The sequence below is a fragment of the Catellatospora chokoriensis genome (genome assembly GCF_011297315.1).
Lineage (GTDB): Bacteria > Actinomycetota > Actinomycetes > Mycobacteriales > Micromonosporaceae > Catellatospora > Catellatospora citrea.
On record NZ_JAAOTI010000013.1, the window covers coordinates 103649 to 129414 of the forward strand.

General features: G+C 72.5%; 27 protein-coding genes and 1 tRNA gene. 3 read left to right on the plus strand and 25 right to left on the minus strand.

Translation table 11 applies throughout. The annotated features are described in order from the left end of the window. The first annotated feature begins 91 nt into the window (after positions 1-91). Positions 92-1339 carry an acetyl-CoA C-acetyltransferase gene (locus HAV39_RS20540; RefSeq protein ID WP_191840814.1) on the plus strand — a complete coding sequence of 416 codons (1248 nt, stop codon included), beginning with the start codon at positions 92-94 and terminating at the stop codon, positions 1337-1339. A 94-nt stretch (positions 1340-1433) separates the two neighbouring features. On the opposite strand, the gene HAV39_RS20545 is transcribed toward HAV39_RS20540, so the two are convergent. From HAV39_RS20545 to HAV39_RS20555, 3 genes are all read right to left on the minus strand, one after another. Then, positions 1434-1730 carry a hypothetical protein gene (locus tag HAV39_RS20545; RefSeq protein WP_191840815.1) on the minus strand — a complete coding sequence of 99 codons (297 nt, stop codon included), beginning with the start codon at positions 1728-1730 and terminating at the stop codon, positions 1434-1436. 96 nt (positions 1731-1826) lie between these two features. After that, positions 1827-2627 carry a Bax inhibitor-1/YccA family protein gene (locus HAV39_RS20550; RefSeq protein ID WP_191840816.1) on the minus strand — a complete coding sequence of 267 codons (801 nt, stop codon included), beginning with the start codon at positions 2625-2627 and terminating at the stop codon, positions 1827-1829. 550 nt (positions 2628-3177) lie between these two features. Continuing rightward, a tRNA-Leu gene (locus HAV39_RS20555) sits at positions 3178-3261 on the minus strand. A gap of 136 nt (positions 3262-3397) precedes the next feature. Between HAV39_RS20555 and HAV39_RS20560 the strand changes: the two genes are divergently transcribed. Then, on the plus strand, positions 3398-5221 hold the full coding sequence (locus HAV39_RS20560) for a hypothetical protein (RefSeq protein WP_191840817.1): 1824 nt from the start codon (positions 3398-3400) through the stop codon (positions 5219-5221). An 89-nt stretch (positions 5222-5310) separates the two neighbouring features. Here HAV39_RS20560 and HAV39_RS20565 read toward each other — a convergent pair whose 3' ends face one another. The 21 genes from HAV39_RS20565 to HAV39_RS20665 form a co-directional block, all read right to left on the minus strand. Beyond that, entirely contained in the window at positions 5311-6636 is a 1326-nt protein-coding gene (locus tag HAV39_RS20565; RefSeq protein ID WP_191840818.1) for an NAD(P)/FAD-dependent oxidoreductase, read from the minus strand. Between the two features lie 84 nt (positions 6637-6720). Further along, complete coding sequence (locus HAV39_RS20570) at positions 6721-7266, minus strand: hypothetical protein (RefSeq protein ID WP_191840819.1); 546 nt, start codon at positions 7264-7266, stop codon at positions 6721-6723. Next, a complete protein-coding gene (locus HAV39_RS20575) occupies positions 7263-8648 on the minus strand; it encodes a DUF58 domain-containing protein (protein WP_373311686.1) in 1386 nt (461 codons plus the stop codon). The genes HAV39_RS20570 and HAV39_RS20575 overlap by 4 nt, the downstream gene beginning before the upstream one ends. A gap of 1 nt (position 8649) precedes the next feature. Then, positions 8650-9726, minus strand: a complete 1077-nt coding sequence (locus tag HAV39_RS20580; protein WP_191840820.1) for an AAA family ATPase — start codon at positions 9724-9726, stop codon at positions 8650-8652. Positions 9727-9728: 2 nt separating this feature from the next. Further along, entirely contained in the window at positions 9729-10346 is a 618-nt protein-coding gene (locus HAV39_RS20585; protein WP_191840821.1) for a hypothetical protein, read from the minus strand. Between the two features lie 55 nt (positions 10347-10401). Further along, positions 10402-11112: a DUF4129 domain-containing protein gene (locus HAV39_RS20590; RefSeq protein WP_191840822.1), complete on the minus strand. Its 711-nt coding sequence runs from the start codon at positions 11110-11112 to the stop codon at positions 10402-10404. A gap of 70 nt (positions 11113-11182) precedes the next feature. Beyond that, positions 11183-11959 (minus strand): uracil-DNA glycosylase, encoded by a 777-nt coding sequence (locus HAV39_RS20595; RefSeq protein ID WP_191840823.1) that lies wholly within the window; start codon positions 11957-11959, stop codon positions 11183-11185. Continuing rightward, positions 11956-12636: a dienelactone hydrolase family protein gene (locus HAV39_RS20600; protein WP_191840824.1), complete on the minus strand. Its 681-nt coding sequence runs from the start codon at positions 12634-12636 to the stop codon at positions 11956-11958. The genes HAV39_RS20595 and HAV39_RS20600 overlap by 4 nt, the downstream gene beginning before the upstream one ends. Before the next feature lie 195 nt (positions 12637-12831). Further along, positions 12832-13242, minus strand: coding sequence for an LppU/SCO3897 family protein (locus HAV39_RS20605; RefSeq protein ID WP_191840825.1), 411 nt, complete (start codon positions 13240-13242; stop codon positions 12832-12834). A gap of 222 nt (positions 13243-13464) precedes the next feature. Next, positions 13465-13917, minus strand: coding sequence for an LppU/SCO3897 family protein (locus tag HAV39_RS20610; RefSeq protein ID WP_191840826.1), 453 nt, complete (start codon positions 13915-13917; stop codon positions 13465-13467). Between the two features lie 75 nt (positions 13918-13992). After that, a complete protein-coding gene (locus tag HAV39_RS20615; protein WP_191840827.1) occupies positions 13993-15024 on the minus strand; it encodes an HAAS signaling domain-containing protein in 1032 nt (343 codons plus the stop codon). Between the two features lie 90 nt (positions 15025-15114). Continuing rightward, on the minus strand, positions 15115-15438 hold the full coding sequence (locus tag HAV39_RS20620; RefSeq protein ID WP_155374211.1) for a PadR family transcriptional regulator: 324 nt from the start codon (positions 15436-15438) through the stop codon (positions 15115-15117). Between the two features lie 70 nt (positions 15439-15508). Continuing rightward, a complete protein-coding gene (locus HAV39_RS20625) occupies positions 15509-16408 on the minus strand; it encodes a Ppx/GppA phosphatase family protein (protein WP_239120437.1) in 900 nt (299 codons plus the stop codon). A 69-nt stretch (positions 16409-16477) separates the two neighbouring features. Then, positions 16478-16981, minus strand: a complete 504-nt coding sequence (locus tag HAV39_RS20630) for an amino-acid N-acetyltransferase (protein WP_191840828.1) — start codon at positions 16979-16981, stop codon at positions 16478-16480. Continuing rightward, a complete protein-coding gene (locus tag HAV39_RS20635) occupies positions 16974-17492 on the minus strand; it encodes a DUF501 domain-containing protein (protein ID WP_155391474.1) in 519 nt (172 codons plus the stop codon). Before HAV39_RS20635 ends, HAV39_RS20630 begins: the two co-directional genes overlap by 8 nt. An 8-nt stretch (positions 17493-17500) precedes the next feature. Further along, positions 17501-18028 carry an FtsB family cell division protein gene (locus HAV39_RS20640; RefSeq protein WP_239120436.1) on the minus strand — a complete coding sequence of 176 codons (528 nt, stop codon included), beginning with the start codon at positions 18026-18028 and terminating at the stop codon, positions 17501-17503. 199 nt (positions 18029-18227) lie between these two features. After that, on the minus strand, positions 18228-19514 hold the full coding sequence (gene eno, locus HAV39_RS20645; protein WP_120316992.1) for a phosphopyruvate hydratase: 1287 nt from the start codon (positions 19512-19514) through the stop codon (positions 18228-18230). A 99-nt stretch (positions 19515-19613) separates the two neighbouring features. After that, positions 19614-20321 carry a hypothetical protein gene (locus HAV39_RS20650; protein WP_191840829.1) on the minus strand — a complete coding sequence of 236 codons (708 nt, stop codon included), beginning with the start codon at positions 20319-20321 and terminating at the stop codon, positions 19614-19616. A 77-nt stretch (positions 20322-20398) separates the two neighbouring features. After that, positions 20399-22012 carry a DUF885 domain-containing protein gene (locus HAV39_RS20655; RefSeq protein WP_191840930.1) on the minus strand — a complete coding sequence of 538 codons (1614 nt, stop codon included), beginning with the start codon at positions 22010-22012 and terminating at the stop codon, positions 20399-20401. A 207-nt stretch (positions 22013-22219) separates the two neighbouring features. Next, positions 22220-23143, minus strand: coding sequence for a nucleoside triphosphate pyrophosphohydrolase (locus HAV39_RS20660; protein WP_191840830.1), 924 nt, complete (start codon positions 23141-23143; stop codon positions 22220-22222). A gap of 2 nt (positions 23144-23145) precedes the next feature. After that, on the minus strand, positions 23146-23781 hold the full coding sequence (locus HAV39_RS20665; RefSeq protein WP_191840831.1) for a hypothetical protein: 636 nt from the start codon (positions 23779-23781) through the stop codon (positions 23146-23148). Positions 23782-23907: 126 nt separating this feature from the next. Between HAV39_RS20665 and HAV39_RS20670 the strand changes: the two genes are divergently transcribed. Then, positions 23908-25086, plus strand: coding sequence for a hypothetical protein (locus HAV39_RS20670; RefSeq protein ID WP_191840832.1), 1179 nt, complete (start codon positions 23908-23910; stop codon positions 25084-25086). A gap of 175 nt (positions 25087-25261) precedes the next feature. Here HAV39_RS20670 and HAV39_RS20675 read toward each other — a convergent pair whose 3' ends face one another. Continuing rightward, positions 25262-25738 (minus strand): methylated-DNA--[protein]-cysteine S-methyltransferase, encoded by a 477-nt coding sequence (locus tag HAV39_RS20675; protein ID WP_191840931.1) that lies wholly within the window; start codon positions 25736-25738, stop codon positions 25262-25264. Positions 25739-25766 lie beyond the last annotated feature (28 nt).

The window sequence follows — 25766 nt, forward strand, 5'->3', positions numbered from 1 at the left end:
CGCGGCGCCCGCGCCAAGATCCGCAGACGGGTGGGTGATGACTTTCTCACCCGGTCTGGTGGGCAAGTTACCGGCGAGTTAACGTTCGTTCATGTCAGATGCTGTCATCGTCGCCACCGCCCGGTCCCCCATCGGCCGGGCCGGCAAGGGCTCCCTGAAGGACCTGCGCGCGGACGACCTCACCGCCACCATCGTCCAGGCCGCCCTCGACAAGATCCCGGCCCTGGACCCTGCCGAGATCGACGATCTCTACCTGGGCTGCGGCCTGCCCGGCGGCGAGCAGGGCTTCAACATGGGCAAGGTGGTCTCCACCCTGCTCGGCCTGGACTCGCTGCCCGCCGCCACGGTCACCCGTTACTGCGCGTCCTCGCTGCAGACCAGCCGGATGGCGTTCCACGCGATCAAGGCGGGCGAGGGCGACGTCTTCATCTCGGCGGGCGTCGAGATGGTGTCCCGGTATGCCCGGGGCAACTCGGACTGGCTGCCCCCGGACGCCGCGGCCGCCGTCGGCGGGAGCTGGAACAACCCGCGCTTCGCCGCGGCCCAGGCCCGCTCCGCGCAGCGCGCCGGGGCGGACACGCCGGTCTGGACCGACCCGCGCGAGACGGGCGAGCTGCCCGACATCTACCTGACCATGGGTCAGACCGCCGAGAACCTGGCCCAGATCCACGGCGTGACCCGCGAGGACATGGACGCTTTCGGCGTACGGTCGCAGAACCTCGCCGAGCAGGCGATCAAGAACGGGTTCTGGGCCCGCGAGATCACCCCGGTGACCCTGCCCGACGGCACCGTGGTCAGCCAGGACGACGGCCCCCGGGCGGGGGTGACGCTGGAGGGCACCGCCGGGCTGAAGCCGGTGTTCCGCCCGGACGGCCGGATCACCGCGGGCAACTGCTGCCCCCTCAACGACGGCGCGGCCGCGGTCGTGATCATGAGTGACACCCGGGCCCGCGAGCTCGGGCTCACCCCGCTGGCGCGGATCGTCTCCACCGGCGTCACCGCGATGAGCCCCGAGATCATGGGCATCGGCCCGGTCGAGGCGACCCGCCAGGCGCTCAAGCGGGCCGGCATGACCATCGACGACATCGACCTGGCCGAGATCAACGAGGCGTTCGCGGCCCAGGTCATCCCGTCGTACCGCGAGCTGGGCCTGCCGCTGGAGAAGGTGAACGTGATGGGCGGCGCGATCGCCGTCGGCCACCCGTTCGGCATGACCGGCGCCCGGATCACCGGCACGCTGCTCAACAACCTGCAGTGGCACGACAAGAGCATCGGCCTGGAGACCATGTGCGTCGGCGGCGGCCAGGGCATGGCCATGGTCCTCGAACGCCTCTCCTGACCCACCCCCGGCAGGTCGAGCCGGTTGAGCGTTGAGAAGGGCACCTTCCTCCACGGAATCCACGGATTCCGTGGAGGAAGGTGCCCTTCCTTCGTCAGGTGAGGGTCTGGCGGAGCGCGGCCAGTTCGTCGGCGGCGGCCGAGGTGATCTCGTCTGGTGGGGCGGCGGCGGCGAGGTCGGCGACGACGACCCTGAGTTGATCGGGCAGGGCCAGATCGGACAGCCGGGGCACGTCGCGGCGCGGGGCGCCGGAGAGGTCCGCGGCCTGGTCGGCGAGGCGCTGGATCAGCTTGTGCAACGGTTCGCCCTGGTCGCGCCAGCGCGCCGGGGTCCAGTGTCCGACCTGGTTGGCCAGGAGGTCGACGGCGCGCGTCAGCTGCTCGATGCTCACGCCACCGATTGTCCCGGCCGGGAAAACGGACCGCCGCCCCGGGGCAGTCCCCGGGGCGGCGGTCGTCGGGTGCGCCCACGTTCGCGGGCGCACCGGTCAGTCTTCCGAGAAGTACGAGATCAGGCGCAGGATCTCCAGGTAGAGCCAGATGAGCTCGACGAGGATGCCGAACGCGCCGAGCCAGCCGTACTTGCGGGGCAGCCCGGCGGCGATGCCGTCCTCGATCTGCTTGAAGTTGACCACGAACATCAGCGCCGCGACGACGATGCAGACCAGCGAGAAGATGATCGCGATGCCGCCGCCGTCACGCAGCGGGCCCGCCGCGCCGGTGATCATGCTGATCACGAAGTTGGCGACGATGACGACGGCCAGACCGGCCGCCGCCCCGATGACCACCTTCATGAACTTCGGCGTGGCCCGGACGATCTTGAGTTTGTACAGCGCAGCCATGATCAGGAACACCCCGAGCGTGGCGACGACCGCCTGCGTGACGATGCCCTCGAAGTAGTGGTTGTAGAGCTTGCTCACCACGCCGAGGAAAACGCCCTCGATGACGGCGTACGCGCCGATCACGATCGGGTTGGTCACCTGGGCGAACGAGATGACCAGGCCGATCGCGACCCCGACGAACATCGAGGTGTACCAGACCGGGGAGAGCGCCTGCCACGGCACGACGGCCGCGGAGATCGCCGCGGAGATCGCGGTCAGCGCGATCAGCGTCACGGTCTTGACGACGACGTCGTCGACGGTCATCCGGTCGACGTGTCCGGACTGGACGACCTCCGGGTAACCGCCGCCCGCCGGGTAACCCGCCGGGGCGCCCTGGCCCGGCACGGTGTACCGGGGCTGCTGCGCCGCCGCACTGATGCGGCTGAGCACCGGGTTGGAACTCTTCACAGCGGGTCTCGCCTCCTCCACAGGGAATGTGCCGACAGAGTAGCGGATCGGCGCACCCGCGGAGATCACAGTTTTCGGACCGTTTCGCAGGCGGCAGCCGCCGCCCCGGTGTCGGAGATCACCCCGGTGAAGAGGTGGCCGCCGGGACGCCACGGCGCGTCCCCGCTCCTCCCGCCGGGAGCGCGCCACGCGCCGCCCGGACGCCACATCGACGCGGCGGCGACAGAACCGGCGCCGGGCGTGACAATCGCCGCGCCCGATCCTTAATGAAACCTAATAGAAAGCCTGTGAATTCGCGTCGCAACAGTGCGGCCATCGATCGATACCACACCTCGGAGAAATCGGCGCGAAAAGCAGGCGACCAAGGGGTGACAGACCGCCGGACGCTCGCTATGCTCGTCCACAACGCGCTCCAATCGCCCGCTTCCCCCGTGGCAGGCGATCGGAGCGCGTCACTATTTCTGAAGCTTTTCGCCACACCATTCGCGGGACGGCCACCGGCCCGCGCCGATGCCATTCGGCCCGTCGGCGCGCGTCGTCGAGGACCCGCTGGTGCCCGGGGCGGGGGTCGAACCCGCACGCCTTTCGGCAGTCGCTTTTAAGGCAACCGTGTCTGCCGTTCCACCACCCGGGCGCGTCACACGCGTAGCTGTGCCCTGCCACGGTAGCGGTTCCCCCCGGCCCGAAGCACGCCCGTTGTCGCTATCCGGAGAACGCGGGCACAGCGGCCGACAGGCCGCAGGCGCACCCGAAGCGCTAGGGTCAAGCGCGTGACGAGCACCGCGCCCGCCCTCACCACCGCTCCGGAAGACGCCGTACTGCCTGGCCAACGGGGTGGTACGGACGTGTCCGCGGCAGGGCGGCCCACCCGGCGGCACGAGTGGACCCGCGACGCCCTCCCCTGCCTGGCCTTCCTGGCCCTCGCCGGCTGGCTCACCCTCGGGCTCTGGCCGGACCCGGACACCCGCACGCTCGCCCTCAACCCGCCCGACCAGATCCTCTACGAGTGGTTCCTGGCCCACGACACGATGCTGTGGAGCGGCGACTTCTCCCTCGTCACCGACCGCCTCAACGCGCCGTACGGGGTCAATCTGCTCGCCAACACCACGGTCATCCTGCTCGGCGGCCTGCTCGCCCCGGTCACCGCCGCATACGGCGCGGCCACCACGTTCGCGCTGCTGGTCGCGCTCAACCTGGCCGGCACCGCGATCGCCTGGTACCTGCTGCTGCACCGCACGCTCGGCGCGAGCCGGGCCGCGGCCGCCGTGGGCGCGGCGTTCTGCGGTTTCGCCCCGGGCATGGTCTCGCAGTCCAACAGCCACCTGCACATGACCGCGCAGTGGCTGATCCCGCCGATGCTGTGGTGCGTCGTCGAGCTGGCCCGGGCGGCCCGCTCCGGCACCGCCCGGCCGCGCCGGTTCATCGGCTGCGGCGTGCTGTTCGGCGTGCTGGTCAGCCTGCAGGTGTTCATCGGCGAGGAGACCCTGTTCCTCACCGCGCTCGCGCTGGCCATCGTGACCGTGGTCTACCTGGCGATCGTCCGGCCGCCCCGGGCGGTGCTGGCCCGCTTCGCCGCCGGGCTGTCCATCGCCGTCGCGGTGGCCGTGGCGCTGCTGGCGTACCCCCTGTGGGTCCAGTTCAGGGGCCCGCAGTCGGTCTCCGACGGGGTGTTCAGCCCGCACTACTTCTCCGCCGACCTGGCCGGGTTCACCGCGTTCTCGCCGCTGACCCTGGCCGGCGACGACACGGCGGCGAAGCTGACCACCGGCCCGGCCGAATACAACACGTTCCTGGGCTGGCCGCTGGTGCTGCTGTCGCTCGGGCTGCTGGTCTGGCTGCGCCGGAACGCGCTCGCGGCGGCCTGCGGGGCGGGCGCGCTGGCGATGAGCGCACTTGCGCTGGGCCCGCAGGTCACGCTGCACCACGAGCGCACCCTGCTGCCGGGCCCGTACCGGCTGCTCATGCACCTGCCGGTGGTGGACGGCGCGCTGCCGATGCGTTTCGCCCTGGCCGCGATCCCGCTGCTGGCCGTGCTGCTCGTGCTCGCGCTGCGCCAGGCGGCGCGGTCCGACCTGCGCGGCGTGCGGGTCGGTGTCCCGGCGCTGGTCGCCGCGGCGCTGCTGCCGCTGTTCCCGACCCCGCTGCCGACCACCGATCGGGCCGCGGTGCCGGCGTTCTTCGCCGACGGCCTGTGGCGGCACTGCGCCACGGACGGGGACGTCATCGTGCCGGTGCCGCTGCCGACCCCGGAGCAGCCCCTGCCGATGCGCTACGCGACCTCGGCGCTGACCGCGTTCGCCCTGCCCGAGGGCTTCTTCATCGGCCCCCACGGGCCGGGTGGCAAGGCGACCATGGGCATCGAGAAGCGGACGACGTCCTGGGTGCTGTCCGAGGTGGCCCGCACCGGGGTGGTGCCCGCGATCAACGACGACCACCGCCTGGACGCCCGCAAGGACCTCACCAAGTGGAACGCCGCGTGCGTGGTGCTCACCCCCGGACACGCCCGCCACGCCGAACTCCAGCGCACCCTGGAAGCCCTCCTCGGCCCCGGCACCCCCTCCGCCGACGTCCTCTACTGGCCCCGCACCTGGTAACCCCACCCCGGCCCCGGGGCCGCCACCCTCGGCCCGCGGAAGGAGGGGGCCTGACCTGGCCCGGCGGCCTTTGGGGGCCGCTGGGTGGGTTACGGCTGCTGGGTGGGCTGGGTGACCTGGGCGAAGGGGTCCATGGGCTGGTGCAGGGCGCCCAGGGAGACGACTTCGCGCTTCAGGAACAGGGCCAGGGTCCAGTCGGCGATCACGCGGACCTTGCGGTTCAGCGACGGGATGCGGCTCATGTGGTACGTGCGGTGCATGAACCAGGCGACCCAGCCCTTGGCCTTGAAGCCATACACGTGCGCCACGCCCTTGTGCAGGCCGAGGCTGGCCACCGAGCCGACGTGCTTGTGCCGGTACTCCCGGATGCCCTTGCCACGCACGGTGGCGATCAGGTTGTCGGCCAGCAGGCGCGCCTGGCGCACCGCGTGCTGCGCGCTCGGCGAGCACATCTCGCCCGCGGCCGCGGTCAGGTCGGGCACCGCCGCGCAGTCGCCGGAGCTCCATGCGCCCTCGACGACCTGGCCGCCGTCGACGACCCGCAGCGTCGGGTCACAGGTGAGCTTGCCCTGGGCGTTGCGGGGCAGGTCCGTCGCGGCGATCATCGGGTGCGCCTTGACGCCGGCGGTCCACACGATGGTGTCCGCGGCGAACTCGCCGCCGTCCGACAGCTTCACCACGCCGTCGACGCAGGACTCCAGCCGGGTGCCCAGGCGGAGGTCCATGTTGCGCTTGAGCAGCGCCTCGACCGTGTACGCGCCCATCTGCGGCCCGACCTCGGGCAGCACCCGCTGCGTCGCCTCGACCAGCACCCAGTGCATGTCGTCGGCCTTCAGCTCCGGGTAGTAGCGCAGCGCGTCGCGAGCCATGTCCTCCATCTCGCCCAGCGCCTCGACCCCGGCGAAGCCGGCGCCCACGACCACGAAGGTCAGCGCCCGCTGCCGCGTCTGCGGGTCGGTCGTGGCGGCCGCGATGTCGAGGCACTCCAGCACGTGGTTGCGCAGCCAGATGGCCTCGCCGATGGTCTTGAAGCCGACCGCGTGCTCGCGCAGGCCCGGGATGGGCAGCGTACGGGAGACGCTGCCGGGCGCGACGATGATGTGGTCGTACGGGATCTCCCGGGACGGGCCCACCACCGGCTGCACCGTGGCGACCTTGCGGGAGTGCTCGACCTTCGTCACCGCCCCGTGCACGATGTGGCAGTCGCGCAACTCCCGGCGCAGCGGCACCACGGTGTGCCGGGGGGAGATGTTGCCTGCCGCCGCCTCAGGAAGGAACGGCTGGTACGTCATGTGCGGCTGCGGGTCGACGACCGTGACCTCAGCCTCGGTCGAGCGCAACTTGCTGGACAGGCGCAGAGCGGCGTAGAGGCCGACGTGGCCGGCGCCCACCACCAGGATCCGTACAGGCTTCACACATTCACGCTACCGCCGTGCCCTCGCTCTGATCAGCGCCGATGCCTGTGATCCCGGACAGCGACGACCGTCACGCCACCCTGATCAGGGCCGCTTGCCCAGCCGAGTGAGCAGCGCCACGGCGGCCGCCACCACCGCCAGGCCGACCACCAGCGCCACCGTCGGCGTGGTGATGTACATGCCCGGCAGCACCGTGACCAGCACGACGGTGAGCCCCCCGGCCGCCCCGAGCACCAGCGCCGAGCGCACCGCCCAGCGCAGCAGCACCTGGTTGTCCACGATCGCGTCGTAGGGCAGCACGGCCGCCAGCGCCGCCGCGTTGTGCAGCAGGTAGAGCGCCGCCGCGGTGCCCAGCAGCCGCCCCGTCGACGGCTCGGCCAGGAACAGCATCGTGTCGGCCAGCCACATCGCGACCGTCGCCAGCATCACCAGGGTCACCGCCACGCCGCCCGGTGCGATCGCGGGCACGGCGGCCAGGGCGAGGAAGCCGAGCATCATCCGCGCGGGCAGCCCGCCGGGCGCGGCCAGCAGCAGGCCGGTGAAGGCCGCCACGAAGACCACCCCGCGCACCAGCAGCGGGCCGCCGGTGATCCGCCCCAGGTCGCGGACCTGCGTCAGCAGCTGTTTCACCGCAGCACCGCCTTCGGCGCGGCGGCCAGCCGCGACACGTCCCGGAGCACGGCGTCCAGGCTGCCCGCGCCCGCCCAGGCGACCACCGGCACACCGTGCTCGCCCAGCTGACCCATGGTGTTCTCCCGTTCGGCCTTCCACAGCCGGTATGACACGTCGCTCCAGGTGTTCACCGGTGGCGAGGTCAGGTCGGAGGGCAGCGTGTCCACGGCGACGACGAAGCGGCCCGAACGGGCCAGGCCCGCCAGCATCGACGCCGACCGGGCGTCCAGCAGCGGGGTGAGCACGACGACCAGGGCCGCCGCGGAGATGCCCGCGGCCAGCTGCGCGCCGCCCCGCTCCTGCGCGGTCGGGCTCGGGTGGGCGTCCAGCAGCCACTCCAGCACGGTCAGGTACTGCCGCCGGCCGCTGGCCGGACGCAGCCGGCGGGCCTGCGCGCCGTACTCCAGCACCGAGACCCGGTCACCGCGGTGCAGGTAGTGCTCGGCGATCGCGGCCGCCGCGCGCACGGAGCGGTCCAGCACCGACGAGGCGCCGCCGATGCCGCCGGAGCGCCCCGCGTCAGCCAGCAGGTCCAGCAGGACCACGACCTCGGCGTCACGGTCGGACAGCGTCGCCGCCACGTGCAGGCGCTCGGTGCGCAGCGACACCCGCCAGTCGACGCGGCGCAGCCGGTCGCCGGGGCCGAACTGGCGTACGCCCGCCAGCTCGCCGCCCTCGCCTGGGCGCCGCGAGCGGTGCTGGCCGACCAGGCCGGCCGCCCGGGGCATCGCTTCGTCGGCCTTGAACGGGTCGGTCAGCGGGTACACCTTCACGCCCAGCGCGCCGGTCACCACGGCCCGGCTGACCAGCAGCCCGTCCCCGGCGACCGCGTGCGCCGACGCCGGACCCAGCCAGTGCCGCCCCCAGCGCACGGCGGGTCCGGCCAGCTCGACCGCGGTCGCCACACCGCGTGGCACCAGGGTCACGTAGGGCCGGTTGCCGCCGCGCCGGGGCGGGCCCGCGTCGGCTGCCCCGCCCTCCAGCCGCAGCCAGGGCGAGTGCTGCAGGTGCACCACGGTCAGGTCGTACCCGGTGACGTCGCGGTTCTCCACCTCGACGGTCGCGCCGAGGTCACCGCCCTCGACCGGGAACGACTCGACCGTGGACAGCCGCAGCCCCGGCAGCGAGCGCGGCCGTTTGGCCAGCGCGAACGCCACGCTCAGCGCCAGCGGCGCGGCGAGGATCACCAGATCCGTGCGGCCCAGCAGCACGGCGGCGACCAGCAGCAGTCCTGCCACCAGCACCGCCCGGCCCAGCGCCCGGGTGGGCGCCCAGTTCTCGCCGGTGTCGGTGGACGCGACGGGCTCCAGGTCGCCCTCGGGGGAGGCTCCCTGGGACACGTCAGCCTCGCAGCCCGGTCGACCGGTACGGCGGGTCCAGCAGCTCGTCCTCTAACTCGGCCAGCCGGTTGCGCCCCGGAGTCGGCCGCTGGCCGGGGGCCGCGGCGTGGCTCGGCAGCGCGCCGCTGACCGGGGCCGGCGTCGCGGCCAGCACCTCGGCCACCACCGCGACCGGGTCGATGCGCTTGAGCCACATCTCCGGCCGCAGCGTGATCCGGTGCGCCAGCGCGGGCAGCGCGACCCCCTTCACGTCCTCGGGAATGACGTAGTCGCGCCCGGCGAGCGCCGCGCGGGCCCGCGACAGCAGCAGCAGGGCCAGCGAGCCGCGCGGCGAGGAGCCGACCAGCACCGCCGGGTGCTCGCGGGTGGCCGCGGCCAGCGACACCAGGTAGCGGCAGATGGAGTCCTCGACCTCGATCTGTTCCAGGCCGGCCTGCATGCGCAGCAGCGTGGCCGCGTCGACGACCGGCTCGACCTCGGACTCCTCCTGGCGGCGCACCATGCGCCGGCGCAGCACGTTCAGCTCCTCGTCGGCCTCCGGGTAACCGAACGACACGCGCAGCATGAAGCGGTCCAGCTGCGCCTCGGGCAGCGGGTAGGTGCCCTCGTACTCGATCGGGTTGGCGGTGGCCAGCACGTGGAACGGGGCCTCCAGGCGGTACGTCACGCCCTCGACGGAGACCTGCTTCTCCTGCATCGCCTCCAGCAGCGCCGCCTGCGTCTTCGGCGGCGTGCGGTTGATCTCGTCGGCGAGCAGCAGGTTCGTGAAGACCGGGCCGGCCCGGAAGGTGAAGTCGTGGGTGCGCTGGTCGTACAGGAACGAGCCGGTCACGTCCGCGGGCAGCAGGTCGGGCGTGAACTGCAGGCGGCGGAAGTCCAGGCCCAGCGCCTGGGCGAAGGTGCGCGCGGTCAGCGTCTTGCCCAGGCCGGGCAGGTCCTCCAGCAGCACGTGGCCGCCGGCGAGGATGCCCGCCAGCACCAGCTCCAGCGAATCGCGCTTGCCCACCATCACGGTGCCGACCCGGTCGAGCACCTGCTGGGCGAGACGGCCCACCTCAGCGGCGGGGATCGGTTGCATGCTCACAGTTTCTCCAAGGCATTGACGATCACATCGAGTTCGCGAGGGCTGGGCGGGCGCTTGGCCGGCACCGTGAGGAGCGTCCAGAGCGGATCACCGAGCAGCCTACGCGCGCGTTCGGGCTCGGTCGCGCGGTTGACGCCGTGGCGCTGGCGCAGCCGCTCGTCGACGACCTCGGCCAGGCGCGGCTGCACGCGGCGCTGGAAGCGGGCGGCGTCGGTGTGGCTCCACTCCAGGATGGTCTCCCAGCGGGCCACCGCCAGCCGCAGGCCGTCGGTGACCTCGGACTGGTCGTCCGCGACGGTCCGGCCCGCGCGGCGGGGCGGCAGCGGGGCCTTGAGCGAGCGGGCCATCCGCCACACCCCCACCACGGTCAGCGCCACCGCGAAGACCAGTGGCAGCGGCATGCTCAGGCTGAACACCTGGAGCGTGAGCCAGCCCGCGGCGGTCCAGGCGACGGCGAACCCGAACAGGCTCAGCCAGCGCGTCGCCTTCGGCCGGGGCGGGCGGGCCGCGACGGGCCCCTCCGGCCGGCTGAACCCGCCGAGGAGGTCGCCCAGAGTCGCGCCCTCGTCGACGTCACCGTCGACGAAGTCGTCGTGCTCCCGATGCTGGCTCATGTCCCCTCCTCGCAGCGCTCGTCGAGGACATGCCCGAAGTTCATGACTCGCTCGCTCATGCCCCGGCCTCGCTTCGGGTGCCGGCGGTCAGCTCGTCGCGCAGGCGGTGCAGGGACGCCCTGGCCTGCAGGCGCATGTCGTCGTCGACGCGGTGGGTGGCGTAGCGGGCGCGGCGGTACACGTCGGCGAAGCCGTTGAGCACCCCGGCGTCCAGCCGGCGGCGGTGGAGCATGCGCACGACCAGGTCGGTGGCGGTGTCGTCGGGCAGCCGCGGCACGCCCGCCGCCGCGGCGGCCTGCTCCAGGCGCACCCAGCAGGCGATGACGGCGGTCCGCGGATCGGCGGCGTCGTCGTCGAGATCGAGCAGGCCCGCGTCCAGCGCCGCGACGACCTCTTCCGCGTCGGTGAGCTGCGCGATGCGCACCGGCGGCTTCTCCCGGATGGCCCGGCGGCGGAACTTCGTGGTGGACTTCGCGGCTGCCTTGAGCAGCACGATCAGCACGGCCGCGCCGATGACCAGCAGCACACCCAGCCCGACCGCGCCCAGCCAGCCCGAGTCGGCGGCCTGCTCCGGGGCGGCCGAAGGCGACGGGGACGGCGACCGCGGCGACGGCGTCGGCGAGGCGGTCGGGGTGGGGTTCGCCGACGCGGACTGCTCCGGCGCGGCCCGGCCGACCGGCAGCACCGAGACCGAGGCCGTCGCGGCCGCGAGCATCAGCAGCGCGGCCACGGCCAGCAACGGCCACCAGCGACGCAACGCTCCCATGGTTCCCCGCTCCGAATATCGCTTTCCATCAGCGGCGCCAGGTCGGCGGCCCGACGGGGTCGAGGTCGACTCAGTCGAGGCCGGCGAGGTGCCGGGCCTGGCTCAGCACGTCGTCCAGCATGGCGGGTGTGAGCCGCCCGGTAAAGGTGTTCTGCTGGCTGACGTGGTACGAGCCGAGCAGCGCCGGTCCCCGCTCCGAGCTGCCGGCGCCGCCCTCCGGGAGGAAGACGGCCCCGTGGCCGAATGTGGGACGCGGCACCGGCGGCTTGACGCCGTACACCGTGGACAGCGTAGGCCACCACGCCGCCCACGCGAACGCGCCGAGCGCGATCACCACGCGCAGAGTGGGCCGCAGCAGCGTGACCTCGCGATGCAGCCACGGGGCGCAGGTGTCGCGCTCGACCGGCGTCGGCTTGTTGTCCGGGGGCGCGCAGCGCACCGCCGCGGCGATCCGCACGTCGGCCAGCTCCAGCCCGTCGTCGCGAGACACGCTGGTGGGCTGGTTGGCCAGGCCCGCCCGGTGCAGCGCGGCGAACAGCACGTCGCCACTGCGGTCGCCGGTGAAGATGCGGCCGGTGCGGTTACCGCCGTGCGCGGCCGGGGCCAGCCCGAGGATGAGGATGCGGGCGTCGGCCGCGCCGAAGCCGGGGACCGGACGGCCCCAGTACACCTCGTCGCGGAACGCGGCCCGCTTGGTCGCGGCGACCTCCTCCCGCCACGCCACCAGCCGGGGGCAGCGGCGGCAGCGGGAGATCTCCGCATCGAGGGCGGCCAGCTCGGCCGCCCTCGCGGACCGCCCACGGGCCGTCCCGGCAGGCCGCCGGGACGAGCCGTCGGCCGAGGTCACAGCGTGGTACGCAGCAGCTCCACCGTGCGCGCCCAGGCGCTGGCCGCCGCCGAGGCGTTGTAGACCTCGGGCCGGTCGTCGTTGACGAACGCGTGGTGGGTGCCGGGGTAGTCGTGCACGATGCAGGTGCCGCCGGCCGCCTCGATGGCGGCCCGGGCGGTCTTGATGCCGGGGGCGGCCGAGGTGCCGTCCTCCTCGCTGCAGTGGATCATCGCGGTCTTGCCCTGGTAGTTCGACCACTGCGGAGCCATGCGCTCCCACGGCAGCGCCGGGTAGAAGCCGACCGCGGCCGTGATCTCGTCGCTGACCGTGGCGGACCACAGCGCCAGGCTGCCGCCCATGCAGAAGCCCACCGCGCCCACGCCACCGGTGGTCTCCGGGCGGCCGGCCAGGTATGACGCCGCTCCCGCGATGTCCTTCGCGGCCTGGTCCATGGCCAGGCCCATCATCAGCTTGCCGGCCTCGTCGGGCTCGGTGGTGTGCGCGCCGTGGTACAGGTCGGGCGCGAGCGCCACGAACCCGGCCTCGGCGAATCGGTCGGCCAGCGAGATGATGTGCGGGACCAGGCCCCACCACTCCTGGATCACGATGACCGCAGGTCCACTGCCGCTCTTGGGCAGCGCGAGGTAGCCCTCACTGGTCCCCCCGTTGCTGGGGTAATCCACCATTTCACCCATCGGTCGTCCTCCTGACGGTCAGTCGTCATTGGCTGGTCGCACAGTCGTGGCGTTCCGGGTAGCCAACCACACCGGACGGTACCGGGGAAGACAGCGGCGGCGTGGCGAAAGTTACGACTTATGGTCGTAACTCACCACGCCGCCGCGCAGGCCGTACACCGAGCGTGAGGTCACCTCACGTCACGGTGAGCCGGCTCACTTCTTGAGGGGCTCCAGGCACCAGCTGTCACCGGTGCCGCCCTTCTTGCCGATCCACACGATCGTGTCCCACGTGGGGTACGCCTCGCACAGCGACTGCTCCTTGGCCGTGAAGTCGGCCTCCGACACGCCGTCGATGACGCCGACGACCTTGTTGGCGGCGTCGGCCGAGGTGCAGTCGACGACCTTCGCGTCGTCGACCTTGTCGAAGGCGTTCACGCAGTCGCCGACCTTGGCGATGGCCAGGTCGCCGGACAGGTACTGCCAGGCCAGACCGCCACCGGCGACGACCGCGAGGCCGACGCCGTAGCCGAGGATCTTCTTGCCGAAGCCGGCCGCGGCCGACTTCGCCTTCGAGGGCTCCGCGGTCTCCTGCTCCTGCACCGCCGGGGTTACCTGCTCAGTCATGTAGGTCTTTCCTTCCGAGGGGTGCCCTCGTCCGGAACGAGTCGCGGCGGGGGCGTCTTCTTCTCACGTACGGTCACGGAGACCGCGTCACCTTAGCGTTAGCTGAGAGTCTTCGCGACCCCACAGGTGAGCGCCGTTCGCATGCCATCCGGACGGGCGAGCGCGACCGCCGAAACAGCATCGTGACCTCAGCCGTACAGCGACCGGCGCACCGCCACGGGCTCAGCTCTTGAGCGGTGCCAGGCACCAGACGTCGCCGTTGCCGCCCTGGCGGCCGATCCACACGATCTGATCCCACGTGGGATAGGCCTCGCACAGCGTCTGCTGCTTGGCGTCGAACTCGGACTCCCGCACGTCCTCGACGACGCCGACGACCTTGTTCGCCGCGTCCGTCGACGCGCAGTCGACGACGCGCGCGTCCTCCACCTTCGCGAAGTCGTTGACGCAGTCGCCGAGCTCCGCGTTGGCCACATCGCTGTTCACGGCGTCCACGATGTCCTTGGCGAAGCCGCCCAGCGCGTCCGGCTTGAGCGCCGCGAAGAGCCCGCCGCCGCAGCAGCACAGCAGGAGCACCGCCGCCACGACGATCGCGACGGTCCGGCCGGTCCGGCGCGGCGGGGGTCCCGGGAACGCGTACGGGGCGGGGGGCACCTGCGGGCCTGGCTGCTCGTACATGGGAGGCCTTCACGATCGAGGGGTGGGCGGTGCGGACATTGTGCCGCAGCCGCCCACCCCTCGCAGCCCCTCACCTCATCCGACGAGCTTCGGCCCTGCCGACGCGCTCGGGGACGGTGCCGCCGACGGGGACGGCACCGCCGAGCCGGACGGCGTGGGCGTGGGCGTGGCGGAAGGCGACGGCGTGCCCCAGGGCAGCGGTGCCGGCGACACCGCCACCCAGGGCAGCTGCGGCGCGCTGAGGTCGGGACAGGACGGGTACACGACCCGCCACTCCCAGCCCCGGCCGCCCCCGCCCGGACCCTCCCAGCCGAAGCGCTGCGCGCAGTAGCCGAGCACCACCGGGCTGCCGTCCTGGTCGACCAGCCGCGCGCCCTGGATGATCTGCCCGTCCGGACCCAGCACGAAGATGTCGTTGACCTGGTTGTACGGATCGTTCACCCAGGACGTGGGCGTCGACTCCTGCCAGAACGAACCCATCAGCCGGTCGTCCGCAGCGGCCCACAGTCCCAGGCCGAACACGACCACCACCGCCGTCGCCGCGCCCAGCGCCACCCGCGTCCGGCGGCGGGCCGGCGGGGCGGCGGCGGTGCGCCGGCCGAGCCAGATCGAGCCGACCACGAACGCGATCAGCACCAGCAGGCCGAGCAGGGTGCTGCCCTCGAAGCGCGGCAGCAGGCCCAGCCCGTCGCCGTCGCGCCACAGCTGCGCCACCAGCATCGCGACCAGCCAGCCGCGCAGCACCCACCAGGCCGGACGCAGCAGCGCCAGGAACTCGCCCAGGCGCTCGTAGCCGATCACCGGACCGAGCCGGCGGTCCAGCCCGTCCCAGCGCGCCCGCACCCGGGACACGGCCCGCCCCGCCCAGGCGCTCGTCCGGCTGTGGCCCCCCGGGTGGCCCAGCGTGGCGCGCAGCTCGGCGGCGTACGCGCTGGGCGGCCCGAGCCGCTCGGCCAGCGTCGCGCCGCCGCCCTCGGCCTCGATCTCGGCCGCCACCTCGGCCAGGTGCGCCGGCAGGTCTTCGAGCAGGTCGTTGCGCGCGTGCTCGGGCAGGTCGGACAGGGCCGCGCCGACCTGCGCCGCATACTGTGCGATCTCGACGTTCATGCCCTCTCCTCGCAGTGCTCGTCGACGGCATGGCCCAAGCTCATGACTCGCTCGCGGTGCTCGCTCATGCCCTCTCCTCGCGGTGCTCGCTCATGCCGGCTCCCTCAGCAGGGTGTTCATCGTGGAGGCGAACTCGCGCCAGACGTCGCCACCCTGCTTGAGCTGGGTCCGCCCGGCCGGGTTGAGCGCGTAGTACTTGCGGTGCGGGCCCTCCTCGGAGGGCACCACGTAGGTGGTGAGATAGCCGGCCGCGAACAGCCGGCGCAGGGTGCCGTAGACCGAGGCGTCGCCGATCTCGGTCAGCCCGGCGGTGCGCAGCCGGCGGAGGATGTCGTACCCGTAGCCGTCGTCGTCGCGCAGCACGGCGAGCACGGCCAGGTCGAGCACCCCCTTGAGCAGTTGGGTGGTATCCACGCTGAGCACAGTAGTGTGCGATGCGCAGTACTGCAAGCAGCGCGCTAGCTTTCGATGTGGAATGTCCTGCTCAGTGGCTGATGGAGACGGCGATGCCGTCGAGGATGTCGTGTTCGGAGACGACGATCTCGCGGAAGCCGGTCTGCCGCATGATCTCCCGCAGGATCAGCCCACCCGCGATGATCACGTCGACCCGGCCCGGATGCATCACCGGGATCGCCGCCCGCGCGTCGTGGTCCATCGCGGACAGCTGCGCGGCGAGCCGCTCGACCGTCGCCGCGGGCAGCACCGAGTGGTGGATCCGGGCGGGGTCGTAGCGGTCCAGGCCCAGCGCGATGCCGGCCAGCGTGGTGACCGTGCCCGCCACCCCGACCAGCGTGGCCGGGCCGGTGCCGACGTGGGCCAGGGCCCGCGACACGGCGGCGTCGATGTCGCGGGTCGCCGCGTCGAGCTGCGCGGGAGTCGGCGGGTCGGCGGGCAGGTGGCGCTCGGTCATGCGTACGCAGCCGATGTCCATGCTGATCGAGCTGTCCACGGCGCGATGGCCCCGGACGAACTCGGTCGAGCCGCCGCCGATGTCCACCACGAGGTAGGGGCCGGTGCCGTCCAGGCCGGTCACGGCACCGCCGAAGGACAGCGCCGCTTCCTCGGTGCCGGTGATGACCTCGGCGGGCCGGCCCAGCGTGGCGCGCACCATGTCGTGGAAGTCCGCCGCGTTCGCCGCGTCGCGGGTGGCGCTGGTGGCGACCATGCGGATGCGGGTCACCCCGTGCGACTCGATGAGCGTGCGGTACTCGTCCAGCGCGGCCCGGGTGCGCTCGATCGCGGCCGGGTCCAGGCGGCCCGTGCGGTCCACCCCCGCGCCCAGGCGCACGATGCGCATCAGGCGTTCGACGTCGCGGCCGTTCTCGGTGATCAGCAGGCGGATCGAGTTGGTGCCACAGTCGATCGCGGCGACGGCATCTCCCACGTCACCACCCTACAGGCGTTGAGAAGGTGCCCTTCCGCTACGCATAGCGATGGGAAGGTGCCCTTCCTTTCACAGGTGGAGGAGCATGCGGGTGTTGCCGAGGGTGTTGGGTTTGACGCGTTCCAGGCCCAGGAATTCGGCTACGCCCTCGTCGTAGGAGCGGAGGAGCTGCTCGTAGACGGGCGGGGGGACGGGGGCGCCATCGATCTCGGTGAAGCCGAAGGAGGCGAAGAAGCGGGTCTCGAAGGTGAGCACGAAGACGCGGCGTACGCCCAGCTCGCGGGCGTCGTCGAGGAGGGCTTCGACGATCTGGTGGCCGACGCGGCGGCCGCGCCAGGTGGCGTCCACGGCGACGGTGCGGATCTCGGCCAGGTCCTCCCAGAGCACGTGCAGCGCGCCGCAGCCGACGACCGCGCCGTCGTCGTCGACGGCCACCCGGAACTCGGGCACGTCCTCGTATATCGCGACGGTGGCCTTGCTGAGCAGGCGGCGCTCGCCGCTGTACGTGTCGATCAGCCGGCGGATGCCGCGCACGTCGGCGGTGCGGGCCTTGCGTACGGTCAGCTCACTCAACGCACGGACCCGCCGTCCACCACGGCTCGACCAGCGCGATGACCTCGTCGCCGAACGGGTTGACCCCGGGACCGGCGGCCAGCGCGTGGCCCAGGTGCACGTGCAGGCACTTCACCCGGTCGGGCATGCCGCCCGCGGAGACGTTCTCGATCTCCGGCACGTGCCCGATCGCCTCGCGGCGGGTCAGGTAGTCCTCGTGCGCCTTCAGGTAGGCCGCGCGCAGCTCCGGGTCGGTGCGCAGCTGCTCGTTCATCTCCTTCATCAGCCCGGCCGACTCCAGCCGGCTGCACTCCGCGGTCGCCCGCGGGCAGGTCAGGTAGAACAAAGTCGGGAAGGGCGTGCCGTCGGGCAGCCGGGGCACCGTCTCCACCACGTCGGGCTTGCCGCACGGGCAGCGGTGCGCCACCGCCCGGGTGCCGCGCGTGGGCCGGCCGAGCTGGGCCCGGACCGCGGCGAGATCGGACTCGGTCGCCTCCTGCCGCGTCGGCGCGGGCACGAGGTCGCGATCCATCTGTGCTCCTAGTTCTTCTGCTCCTGCTCCGGGTCCAGGCGGGTCCAGAGCTTGCCGTACCAGCTGTCGGGCTCGGCGGGCGGTGGCGGTTTCGGGGTCTGGTCCTGGTCGGTCTTGCCGTCCGGGTCCCAGATCGGCATCAGCGGGGTCTGCCCCGGGTAGACCCAGAAGAAGCGGCGGCGGACCTGAGCCTTGATGTACTCGTCGTCCTTCCACTTCTCGGCCTGCCGCTCCAGCCCCGCGATGCGCTCCTGCTGTTCGAGCTGCGACTGCCGCATCGCGTCGATCTCGGCGAGCTGGGTGAGGTAGACGCGCACCGGGTAGGCGTAGCCCAGCGCCAGCGCCGCGAGGATCACCAGCAGCGCGGTCGCCCGGCCGGTGAGGCCGTGCGGGTTCGGGGCGCTGGTGCGCTTGGCCGCTCCGGCGGCGGCGGCGCGGCGGGCGGCCGCGGGGCGGCTCAGCGAGCGGTCGCCCTCGCGGGTGCGGACGGCGGCGGTGCCGCGAGCGCCGCGGGCGCCGCCCTGGGGGCGACGCACCGGCCCCTGCCCTCCAGGCTGTCGCCGCTGCATCACCCCTCCCCCCTGCGCGATGACCGAAGCTCCCTCCACGTCGTACAGGTGGCATGAAAGGAGCTTCGATCACATGCTAGGCCCTGCGACGGGACACCGTCACGAACCCGCGCAGCCGCTCGAAATCCGGCTGTTGCTTACTTTCCCGCGGTGAACCGCGACAGAATCACTTTCCCGCGGTGAACCGCGGGAACGCGGCCGCGCCGGCGTAGCGGGCCGCGTCGGCCAGCTCCTCCTCGATGCGCAGCAGCTGGTTGTACTTGGCGACGCGGTCCGAACGGGCCGGCGCGCCGGTCTTGATCTGGCCACAGCCCATCGCGACGGCGAGGTCGGCGATGGTGGTGTCCTCGGTCTCGCCCGAGCGGTGGCTCATCATGGTGCGGAAACCGCTGCGGTGGGCCAGCTCGACGGCGTCGAACGTCTCGGTCAGCGAGCCGATCTGGTTCACCTTGACCAGCACCGCGTTGGCCGCGCTCTCGGCGATGCCGCGGGCGATGCGGGTCGGGTTGGTGACGAACAGGTCGTCACCGACGATCTGAATCTTGCCGCCGAGCTGGGCGGTCATCGCGCTCCAGCCCGCCCAGTCGTCCTCGGCCAGCGGGTCCTCGATCGACACGATTGGGTACGACTCGGCCAGCTTGGCGTAGTACGCGATCATCTCCTCGCGCGACTTCGCGACACCCTCGAAGGTGTACACGTCGTTGTCGAAGAACTCGGTCGCGGCCACGTCCAGCGCCAGCACGATGTCGCTGCCCAGGGTGTAGCCGGCGGCCTGCACGGCCTCCGCGATCAGGTCCAGCGCCGCGGCGTTGGTCGGCAGGTTCGGCGCGAAGCCGCCCTCGTCGCCCAGGCCGGTGGACAGGCCCTTCTTCTTCAGCACGCTCTTGAGCGCGTGGTAGACCTCCGCGCCGGAGCGCAGCGCCTCACGGAAGCTCGGCGCGCCGATCGGCGCGATCATGAACTCCTGGATGTCCACGTTGGAGTCGGCGTGCGCGCCGCCGTTCATGATGTTCATCATCGGCACCGGCAGCAGGTGCGCGTTCGGGCCGCCGAGGTAGCGGAACAGGCTCAGCTCCGCGCTCTTGGCGGCCGCCTTCGCGATCGCGAGCGAGACGCCCAGGATCGCGTTCGCGCCCAGCACGGACTTGTCGGGGGTGCCGTCCAGCTCCAGCATCTTCTGGTCGATGAGGCGCTGCTCGCTCGCCTCGTACCCGATGAGCTGGTCGATGATCTGGTCTTCGATGTTGGCGACGGCCTTCTCGACGCCCTTGCCCAGGTAGCGGCTCTTGTCGCCGTCGCGCAGCTCCAGTGCCTCGTAGGCGCCGGTGGAGGCGCCGGAGGGCACCGCGGCGCGGGCGATGGTGCCGTCGTCGAGACCGACCTCGACCTCGACGGTCGGATTACCGCGGGAGTCGAGGATCTCCCGGGCTACGAAGCCTTCAATGGTGGCCACGTGTGCTCCCTCGTTCGTGTGCGCTCACTGGCGTGGTCGTCGGCAATGACATCCCCTGGCCGGAGCGGCCGGTGCGTACCAGGGCAGCCTATCGACCCGTCACGGCGCCGGGGTCTTCGGCCGGTGGTCCACCACCCGCGCCCCCTCGGGCAGCGCGAAGACCGCCGCCGGGGGCGACGAGGAGACCCGGGTCAGCGCCTGGTCGACGTCCACCCCGCCGATCACGCCGGTGAAGCTGGCCAGCACACCCGCGGCGGTGACGCAGACGGTGAAGCCGCCCGCGTCGGCGTCGGTCAGCCCCGACACGTCCAGGCAGGTCGCCTGCTGTCCGGCCAGGGTGACGTCGTGCGCCTCCACCTCGGCCTGCGACTGCAGCTGTGCCGCCTGCAGCAGCTCGGTGACGATCGGTGCGGTGACCAGTCCGTGCCGGGTCACCTCGCTGTAGCCGGTGAGCGCGGCCGGGCCGGGACCGGGCAGCGGCCGGATCTGGCAGCGCGCCGGGCGCACCGCGGTCACGCAGGAGGTGTGCCCGTTCGGGTCGACCATGAGCCGCCCGCCGGGGTAGGCGTACACCGCCCGCGCCGGGCCGATCTGCTGCGAGATCTCGCCCCGCGTCCCCTCGGCCAGCAGATACTCCGCGTGGTACGGCCGCTGGGAGGCGCGCTGCAGCTGCGCCGTCATGTCCCCGAGCAGCCGGACGCGACCGGGCGCGACGCCGTCGTCGGTGATGGCCTGGCAGCCGGTGAGCACCAGCAGCGCGCCCAGCAGGGGTGCGAGCACGGCGCGGCGGAACACGGGAGGTCGCATGGCACGCGGCGTGCCGGGACGAGCCGTGTTTCGCATGGGCGACAGCCTCCCCCATCGCCCCGGTGCGGCGCAAACCCTCACAGGCCGAGCAGTGTGCGCAGGTGGCGGGGTGCGGGCGAGCCGTACGAGAGCATGCGATCGTGCCATTCCCGCGGGGTGACCCCGGCCGGCCGCAGCCGGGCGATCTCGGCCACCTCCGCCCAGCCCACGAAGTACGTCGACAGCTGTGCCGAGGACAGCAGCGCACGCCGCCACTTGCCGGCCGCCTCGCCCTCCTCCTGGAAGCCGCGCTCCAGCATGAGTGCCATGCCGTCGGCCTCGCTCAGGTCCTCGCAGTGCACGAGCTGGTCGAGGATCGCGTTGATGCTGGAGCGCAGCTGCATCTTCAGCTGCGTCGCGCGCACCGGCAGGCCGCCGTACCCGCGCTCGACCATCGCCTGCTCGGCGTAGACGGCCCAGCCCTCGATGAAGGTGCCCGAGCGGCCCAGCGCCCGCACCCGGGTGCTGCCCCGGTAGCGGCGGGCGTGCGCCAGCTGCAGGAAGTGCCCGGGCATGGCCTCGTGCACGGTGAGGTTGCGGATGGCGTGGTCGTTGTACTCGCGGTAGAACGACTCGACCCGCTGTGCGGGCCAGCCCGCCGGGGTCGGCGCGATGCAGTAGAACGTGGGCACCACCGCCGTCTCCAGCGCGCCCGGCGGGTCGCAGTAGGCCACCGCCACGCCCCGCGAGAACTCCGGCATCTCCTCGATGACCAGCGGGTCGTCGATGAGGGTGAGCAGGTCGTGCTCGCGTACGAACGCGGTCGTCTCCTCGACCGCGTGGTAGGCCAGCCCGACGATGGAGGCGTTGTCGGGGTGCTCGGCGGCGATCAGGTCCAGCGCCCGGCGCACCGTCTCGTCGTCGGCCCTGCCGCCGACCAGCTCGACGGCGACCTCGCGCAGCTCGGCGGTGACCCGCTCGACGTTGTCCTGCGCCCGCTTGAGCACCTCGGCCGCGCCCAGCTCGGTGTCCAGCGTGTGCCACAGCTTGGCCTCCCAGAGCCGGCGGCCCAGCCGCGGGTCACGGCCCTCGCCCCGCTCGGCCTGGGTGGCGCACCACGCGGCGAAGTCGTCCAGCGCCAGCACCGCCTCCGCGGCGACCAGCTGCATCTGCTCGGCCAGGCCCGGCTCCTGCAGCAGCAGCCGGGGCAGTTCCTCGCGCACCAGCGCGGCGGTGCCGGCGAACTGGCCGGCCGCGGTCTCCAGGTGGATGCGGGGCGCGTCGCGCAGCACCGTGCGTGCCGTGGCCAGCGCGTCGGGCACCTGCAGCAGCCGTCCCGCCAGCGCGTGCAGGCGCTGCTCCACCGGCGCGAACGGCCGCGCCATCAGCGCGTGCAGCAGCGCGCCCGGGTTGTGCCGCAGCGGGTTCCACTGGTGCGAGCGCACCTCGGTCAGCTCGAACAGCTGCCGGTCGACCAGCGAGCTGAGGATGGCGTGGTCGACCCGCTCCTCGTCGTCCAGCAGGTCCGCGTCCACCTGTGACAGCGCCCCGGCCGCGTCGCGCAGCATGGCGACGTCGGCGGTGGTGCCGTCGGGCGACAGGTCCGGCAGGCGGTCGTCGAAGCGGTGGTCCCCGGCCGAGGCGGCCAGCTCGGGCGACGACTCCAGCAGAGCGTCGGCGATGTGCTCCGCCAGCGGGGCGAACTCCAGCATCATCGGCTCAACGTACCCGGCGCCCTCATGGTCGCTCGACTTGCCGGGCAGGTGTGCGTATCTCGGCCGCGCTTTCGCCCACTTGCCAGGCAAGTCGGACGATCAAGCCCCACCCCTGCCGCAACTCTTGAAAAGTTGCGGTCTCCTGAAGCGGGCAAGCCGCGAGTCCTTGAGAGTTGCGCAAGGGGGCGGCGGGCCGCGACGTCGTCAGGGGGTGACGGAGGCGGCGTAGCGGTGTAGTTCCTCGCGGAGGGCGGCTTCGGCGTCGGGGTCCTCGCCCGCCGCGGCGACCAGCGCCAGCAGGCGGCCGCCGAGGGTGTCGGACGGGTCGGGCTCGGGCAGGCCGTGGCGGCGGGCGCGGGCGAGCAGCTTGGCGGCCAGCGTCAGCGAGGGCAGCGACCAGGTCACCCCGTCCAGCGGCGAGCGGGCGCCGCCCTTCTCCTCGGCCTTGACGCGCTCCCAAGTGGCGATGATCTCTTCGATGTCCTCGGTCGGGGTGTCCGCGAAGACGTGCGGGTTGCGGCGCACCATCTTCGCCACGAAGTCTCCGGCCACGTCGTCGATGGTCCAGCGCTCGTCCTCGGGCAGCTCCTGGGCCAGCTGGGCGTGGAACAGCACCTGCAGCAGCACGTCGCCCATCTCGTCGCGCACCGCCGCGTGGTCTCCGGCGACGATCGCGTCGTAGGCCTCGTACGCCTCCTCGAGCAGGTATTTCGCCAGGGTGCGGTGGGTCTGCTCGCGCCGCCACGGGTCGCTGCTCTGCAGCCGGTCGGTGACCGCCACCGCGTCGAGCAGGCGCGCCCCGGGCGGGTCCCAGGAGCCGTACATCAACTCCAGCTCGGCAAGGCCGGGTTCGCGGGCCAGCCGCAGGCCGAGCTCGCGGGCGAGGAACTCGTCGCCGCTCGGCCCGGCCAGCCACACGGCCACCGGCTGCGCGGCGTCGAGCAGGGTCGCCGCGGTCGCGTCCGGCACGACGGTGACGGTCGCGCCTGCGGCGCGCAGGGCGACGATCTGCTCGCCGTCGGCTCCGGCCAGCACGGGATGGGCCCGCACCACGTCCCACGCGGCTGCCGTGAGCAGCCCCGCGGGCATCCGGGGCGAGGTGACGAGCAGAACGATCCGGCGGGTCACCGTCAGCTGTTGGAGACGCCGGGCTCGTACTGGCCGAACGGCGCGCTGAGCACCGCCCCGCGCTCGCCGGCGCTCAGCACCGGCAGGTCCAGCGGGCGGTAGCGCGGGTTCACCGTCACGTCGGCGGACTTGGCGGCGTCGGTGAGCACCCGGTACACCGCGATCGCTCCGGCGACCTGCGGGTCGCCCGCCAGCTGCGGCTTGATCTGATCGAACGACTGCTTCGGGTCGAGCACGCCGATCTCCACGCCGTTGTCGTAGACCTTGCGGAGGTCCTCGTCCGACGGCTTCATCTGGTCCAGCGGCAGCGCCTGGACGCAGGTCTGCGACTCCTGGCGGATCGTCTCGTACTCGCTCGGGCCGGCCGCCACGGCGGGCAGCTTGATGCCCTTCTCCGCGGCGATCCGCTTGCACAGGGCGTTGTAGATGAGCAGCTGGACGACCTCGGTGCGGATGGCGGCGGTGTCACCCGGCTGGGCCGTCTGCTGGACCTTCGCGGCCTGCTCGGTGAGCTGGTCGACCTTGGCCTCGGTGAACGACTCGTCGCCGACGTATGCGGCGACGCTCGGATTCGACCGGCAGGCGGTCAGGGCCAGCAGGGCGACGGCGATGCCGGCCGCGGCGGTCAGACGGCGCACGGAATCCTCCAGTGACAGGCGCTTACGCCGCCACTCTCTCACGAACGGCGACTCGGGGAGATCTCAGGGTGGATTCAGGTGTTCGAAGGACGCGTGAACACCCTCCGACACGGCAGAATTCCGCCCGTGACGACGCAGACGCTTCCTCGTACCACCTCGGGCTGGGTGGGCCTGGCCCGCAGCGGGCCCGACGCAGCTCAGGGCCCCGCGGTGGTCGCCGCCGTCTACCGGCTCTGGCTGATCGCCTTCGCGCTGAAGATGCTGGGCTCGACCTGGGACATGTCCTGGCACTTCAAGTGGCTGCGCGACGACCTGGCCCCGCCGCACCTGCTGAACACGGCGGGCACGGTCATCGTGGTGGCCCTGGTGCTGTTCCAGGCCTACCACAACGTGGGCGTCGACAAACTCGCGAAGCGTCTGATGGTGGGCGGCACGGCGACGTTCCTGGTCGCCATCCCGATCGACATCCTCAACCACAAGATCAACGGGCTGGACATCACCGCCTGGAGCCTCAGCCACGCCCTGCTGTACCTCGGCACCGCGTTCATGCTGCTCGGCGTCGCCCGCGGCTACTGGATCTCCACCCCGCCCGGCCGCGCCCGCACCCTGATCAGCGCCGCGATCTGGGGCTTCTTCCTGGAGAACGTCCTGTTCCCCAGCCAGCACCAGGAGTACGGCGTGCTCTCGCTGGAGTCGTGGCGGGCCGGCACGCCGACCGCCGAGCCGATCCTGCTCAAGTTCGCCGCCGACCAGATCGGCCGCCCCGTCGACGACATCGCGGTGCAGGGCTTCGCGCTGCCGGTCGACGCCTGGGTCTACCCGGCCTGGATCACCGGCGCGGCCCTGCTGACCCTGGTCGCGGCCCGCGCCTTCGTGGGCGCCCGGTTCACCGCCACCGCCATCGCCGCCACCTACCTGGCCTACCGCCTGGTCGTCTGGGGCCTGCTGGCCGGGACGGGCTTCCCGAAGTCCATCCCGCCGCTGCTGCTGCTCGCCGGCGCGGTCGCCATCGACCTGGTCTTCCTCGCCTTCGCCGGCACCCGCAACCGGAAGTCCCTGATCCCGCAGCAGACCGGCCCGGAGCGCGTCGCCGTCCCGAAGGGCTCCTCCGGGCTCGGCCTGGCCCTGGTCGCCGCCGTCTTCGGCGCGGCCGTCGCCACCGCCGCCACCGCGGGGGCCACCTGGCTGCAGGACTTCTTCATCGGCGCCCCGCCGATCGACTACCCGGCCTTCGGCTACGGCTTCGCCGCCCTCGCCCTCGGCTGGGCCGCCATCGCCGCGGTCACCAGCCGCAAACCGGCCTGACCCGCACTCGCATGCCCGAAGGGGCGGCCCGGACACCGTCCAGGCCGCCCCTTCCGCGTTCCCCGGTCCTTGATCGCTCGACTTGCCAGGCAGGTGGGCGAAAGCGCGCCCAAGATACGCACAGGTGCCAGGCAAGTCGAGCGATCATGAGGCGGGCGAGGCGGCGAGGCGGGGGTCAGGCGAGCCAGTCGTGTTCCATGCGGACTCGGGCTTCGAGTTCGAGGAGGTGGCGTTTGCGGGGGAGGCCGCCGCCGAAGCCGACGAGTTTGCCGCCCGCGCCGACCACGCGGTGGCACGGGACCACCACGGCGACCGGGTTGCGGTTGCAGGCCACCCCGACCGCGCGGGCCGCGTCCGGCTCCCCCACCGCCCGCGCCACCTCGCCGTACGTGTGCGTCTCGCCGTACGGGATGCGGGACAGCTCGGCCCAGACCGCCCGCTCGAAGTCGCTGCCGCGACGCACCGACACCGGCACGGTGAACTCCACCAGCTCGCCCGCGAAGTAGGCGCGCAGCTGCCCGGCGACGTCGTCGAGCAGCGGGTCGACGTCCTGCACCACGTCGAGCGCGCCGAACTGCAGCGCGCACAGCCCGATGTCGTCGACAGCGCAGCTCAGCGGCCCGATCGGGGTGTCCACCACGGTCCAACGCACCGTCACGCCGCCTCCTCGCCGCGTCCGT

Bases quoted from the DNA above. Each gene is read 5' to 3' on its own strand.
- HAV39_RS20650 (WP_191840829.1), bottom strand. From the start codon at position 20,321: ATGCGACCTCCCGTGTTCCGCCGCGCCGTGCTCGCACCCCTGCTGGGC.
- HAV39_RS20540 (WP_191840814.1), top strand. From the start codon at position 92: ATGTCAGATGCTGTCATCGTCGCCACCGCCCGGTCCCCCATCGGCCGG.
- HAV39_RS20655 (WP_191840930.1), bottom strand. From the start codon at position 22,012: ATGCTGGAGTTCGCCCCGCTGGCGGAGCACATCGCCGACGCTCTGCTG.
- HAV39_RS20610 (WP_191840826.1), bottom strand. From the start codon at position 13,917: ATGTACGAGCAGCCAGGCCCGCAGGTGCCCCCCGCCCCGTACGCGTTC.
- HAV39_RS20605 (WP_191840825.1), bottom strand. From the start codon at position 13,242: ATGACTGAGCAGGTAACCCCGGCGGTGCAGGAGCAGGAGACCGCGGAG.
- HAV39_RS20615 (WP_191840827.1), bottom strand. From the start codon at position 15,024: ATGAACGTCGAGATCGCACAGTATGCGGCGCAGGTCGGCGCGGCCCTG.
- HAV39_RS20580 (WP_191840820.1), bottom strand. From the start codon at position 9,726: ATGCAACCGATCCCCGCCGCTGAGGTGGGCCGTCTCGCCCAGCAGGTG.
- HAV39_RS20590 (WP_191840822.1), bottom strand. From the start codon at position 11,112: ATGGGAGCGTTGCGTCGCTGGTGGCCGTTGCTGGCCGTGGCCGCGCTG.
- HAV39_RS20635 (WP_155391474.1), bottom strand. From the start codon at position 17,492: ATGGATCGCGACCTCGTGCCCGCGCCGACGCGGCAGGAGGCGACCGAG.
- HAV39_RS20585 (WP_191840821.1), bottom strand. From the start codon at position 10,346: ATGAGCCAGCATCGGGAGCACGACGACTTCGTCGACGGTGACGTCGAC.
- HAV39_RS20600 (WP_191840824.1), bottom strand. From the start codon at position 12,636: ATGGGTGAAATGGTGGATTACCCCAGCAACGGGGGGACCAGTGAGGGC.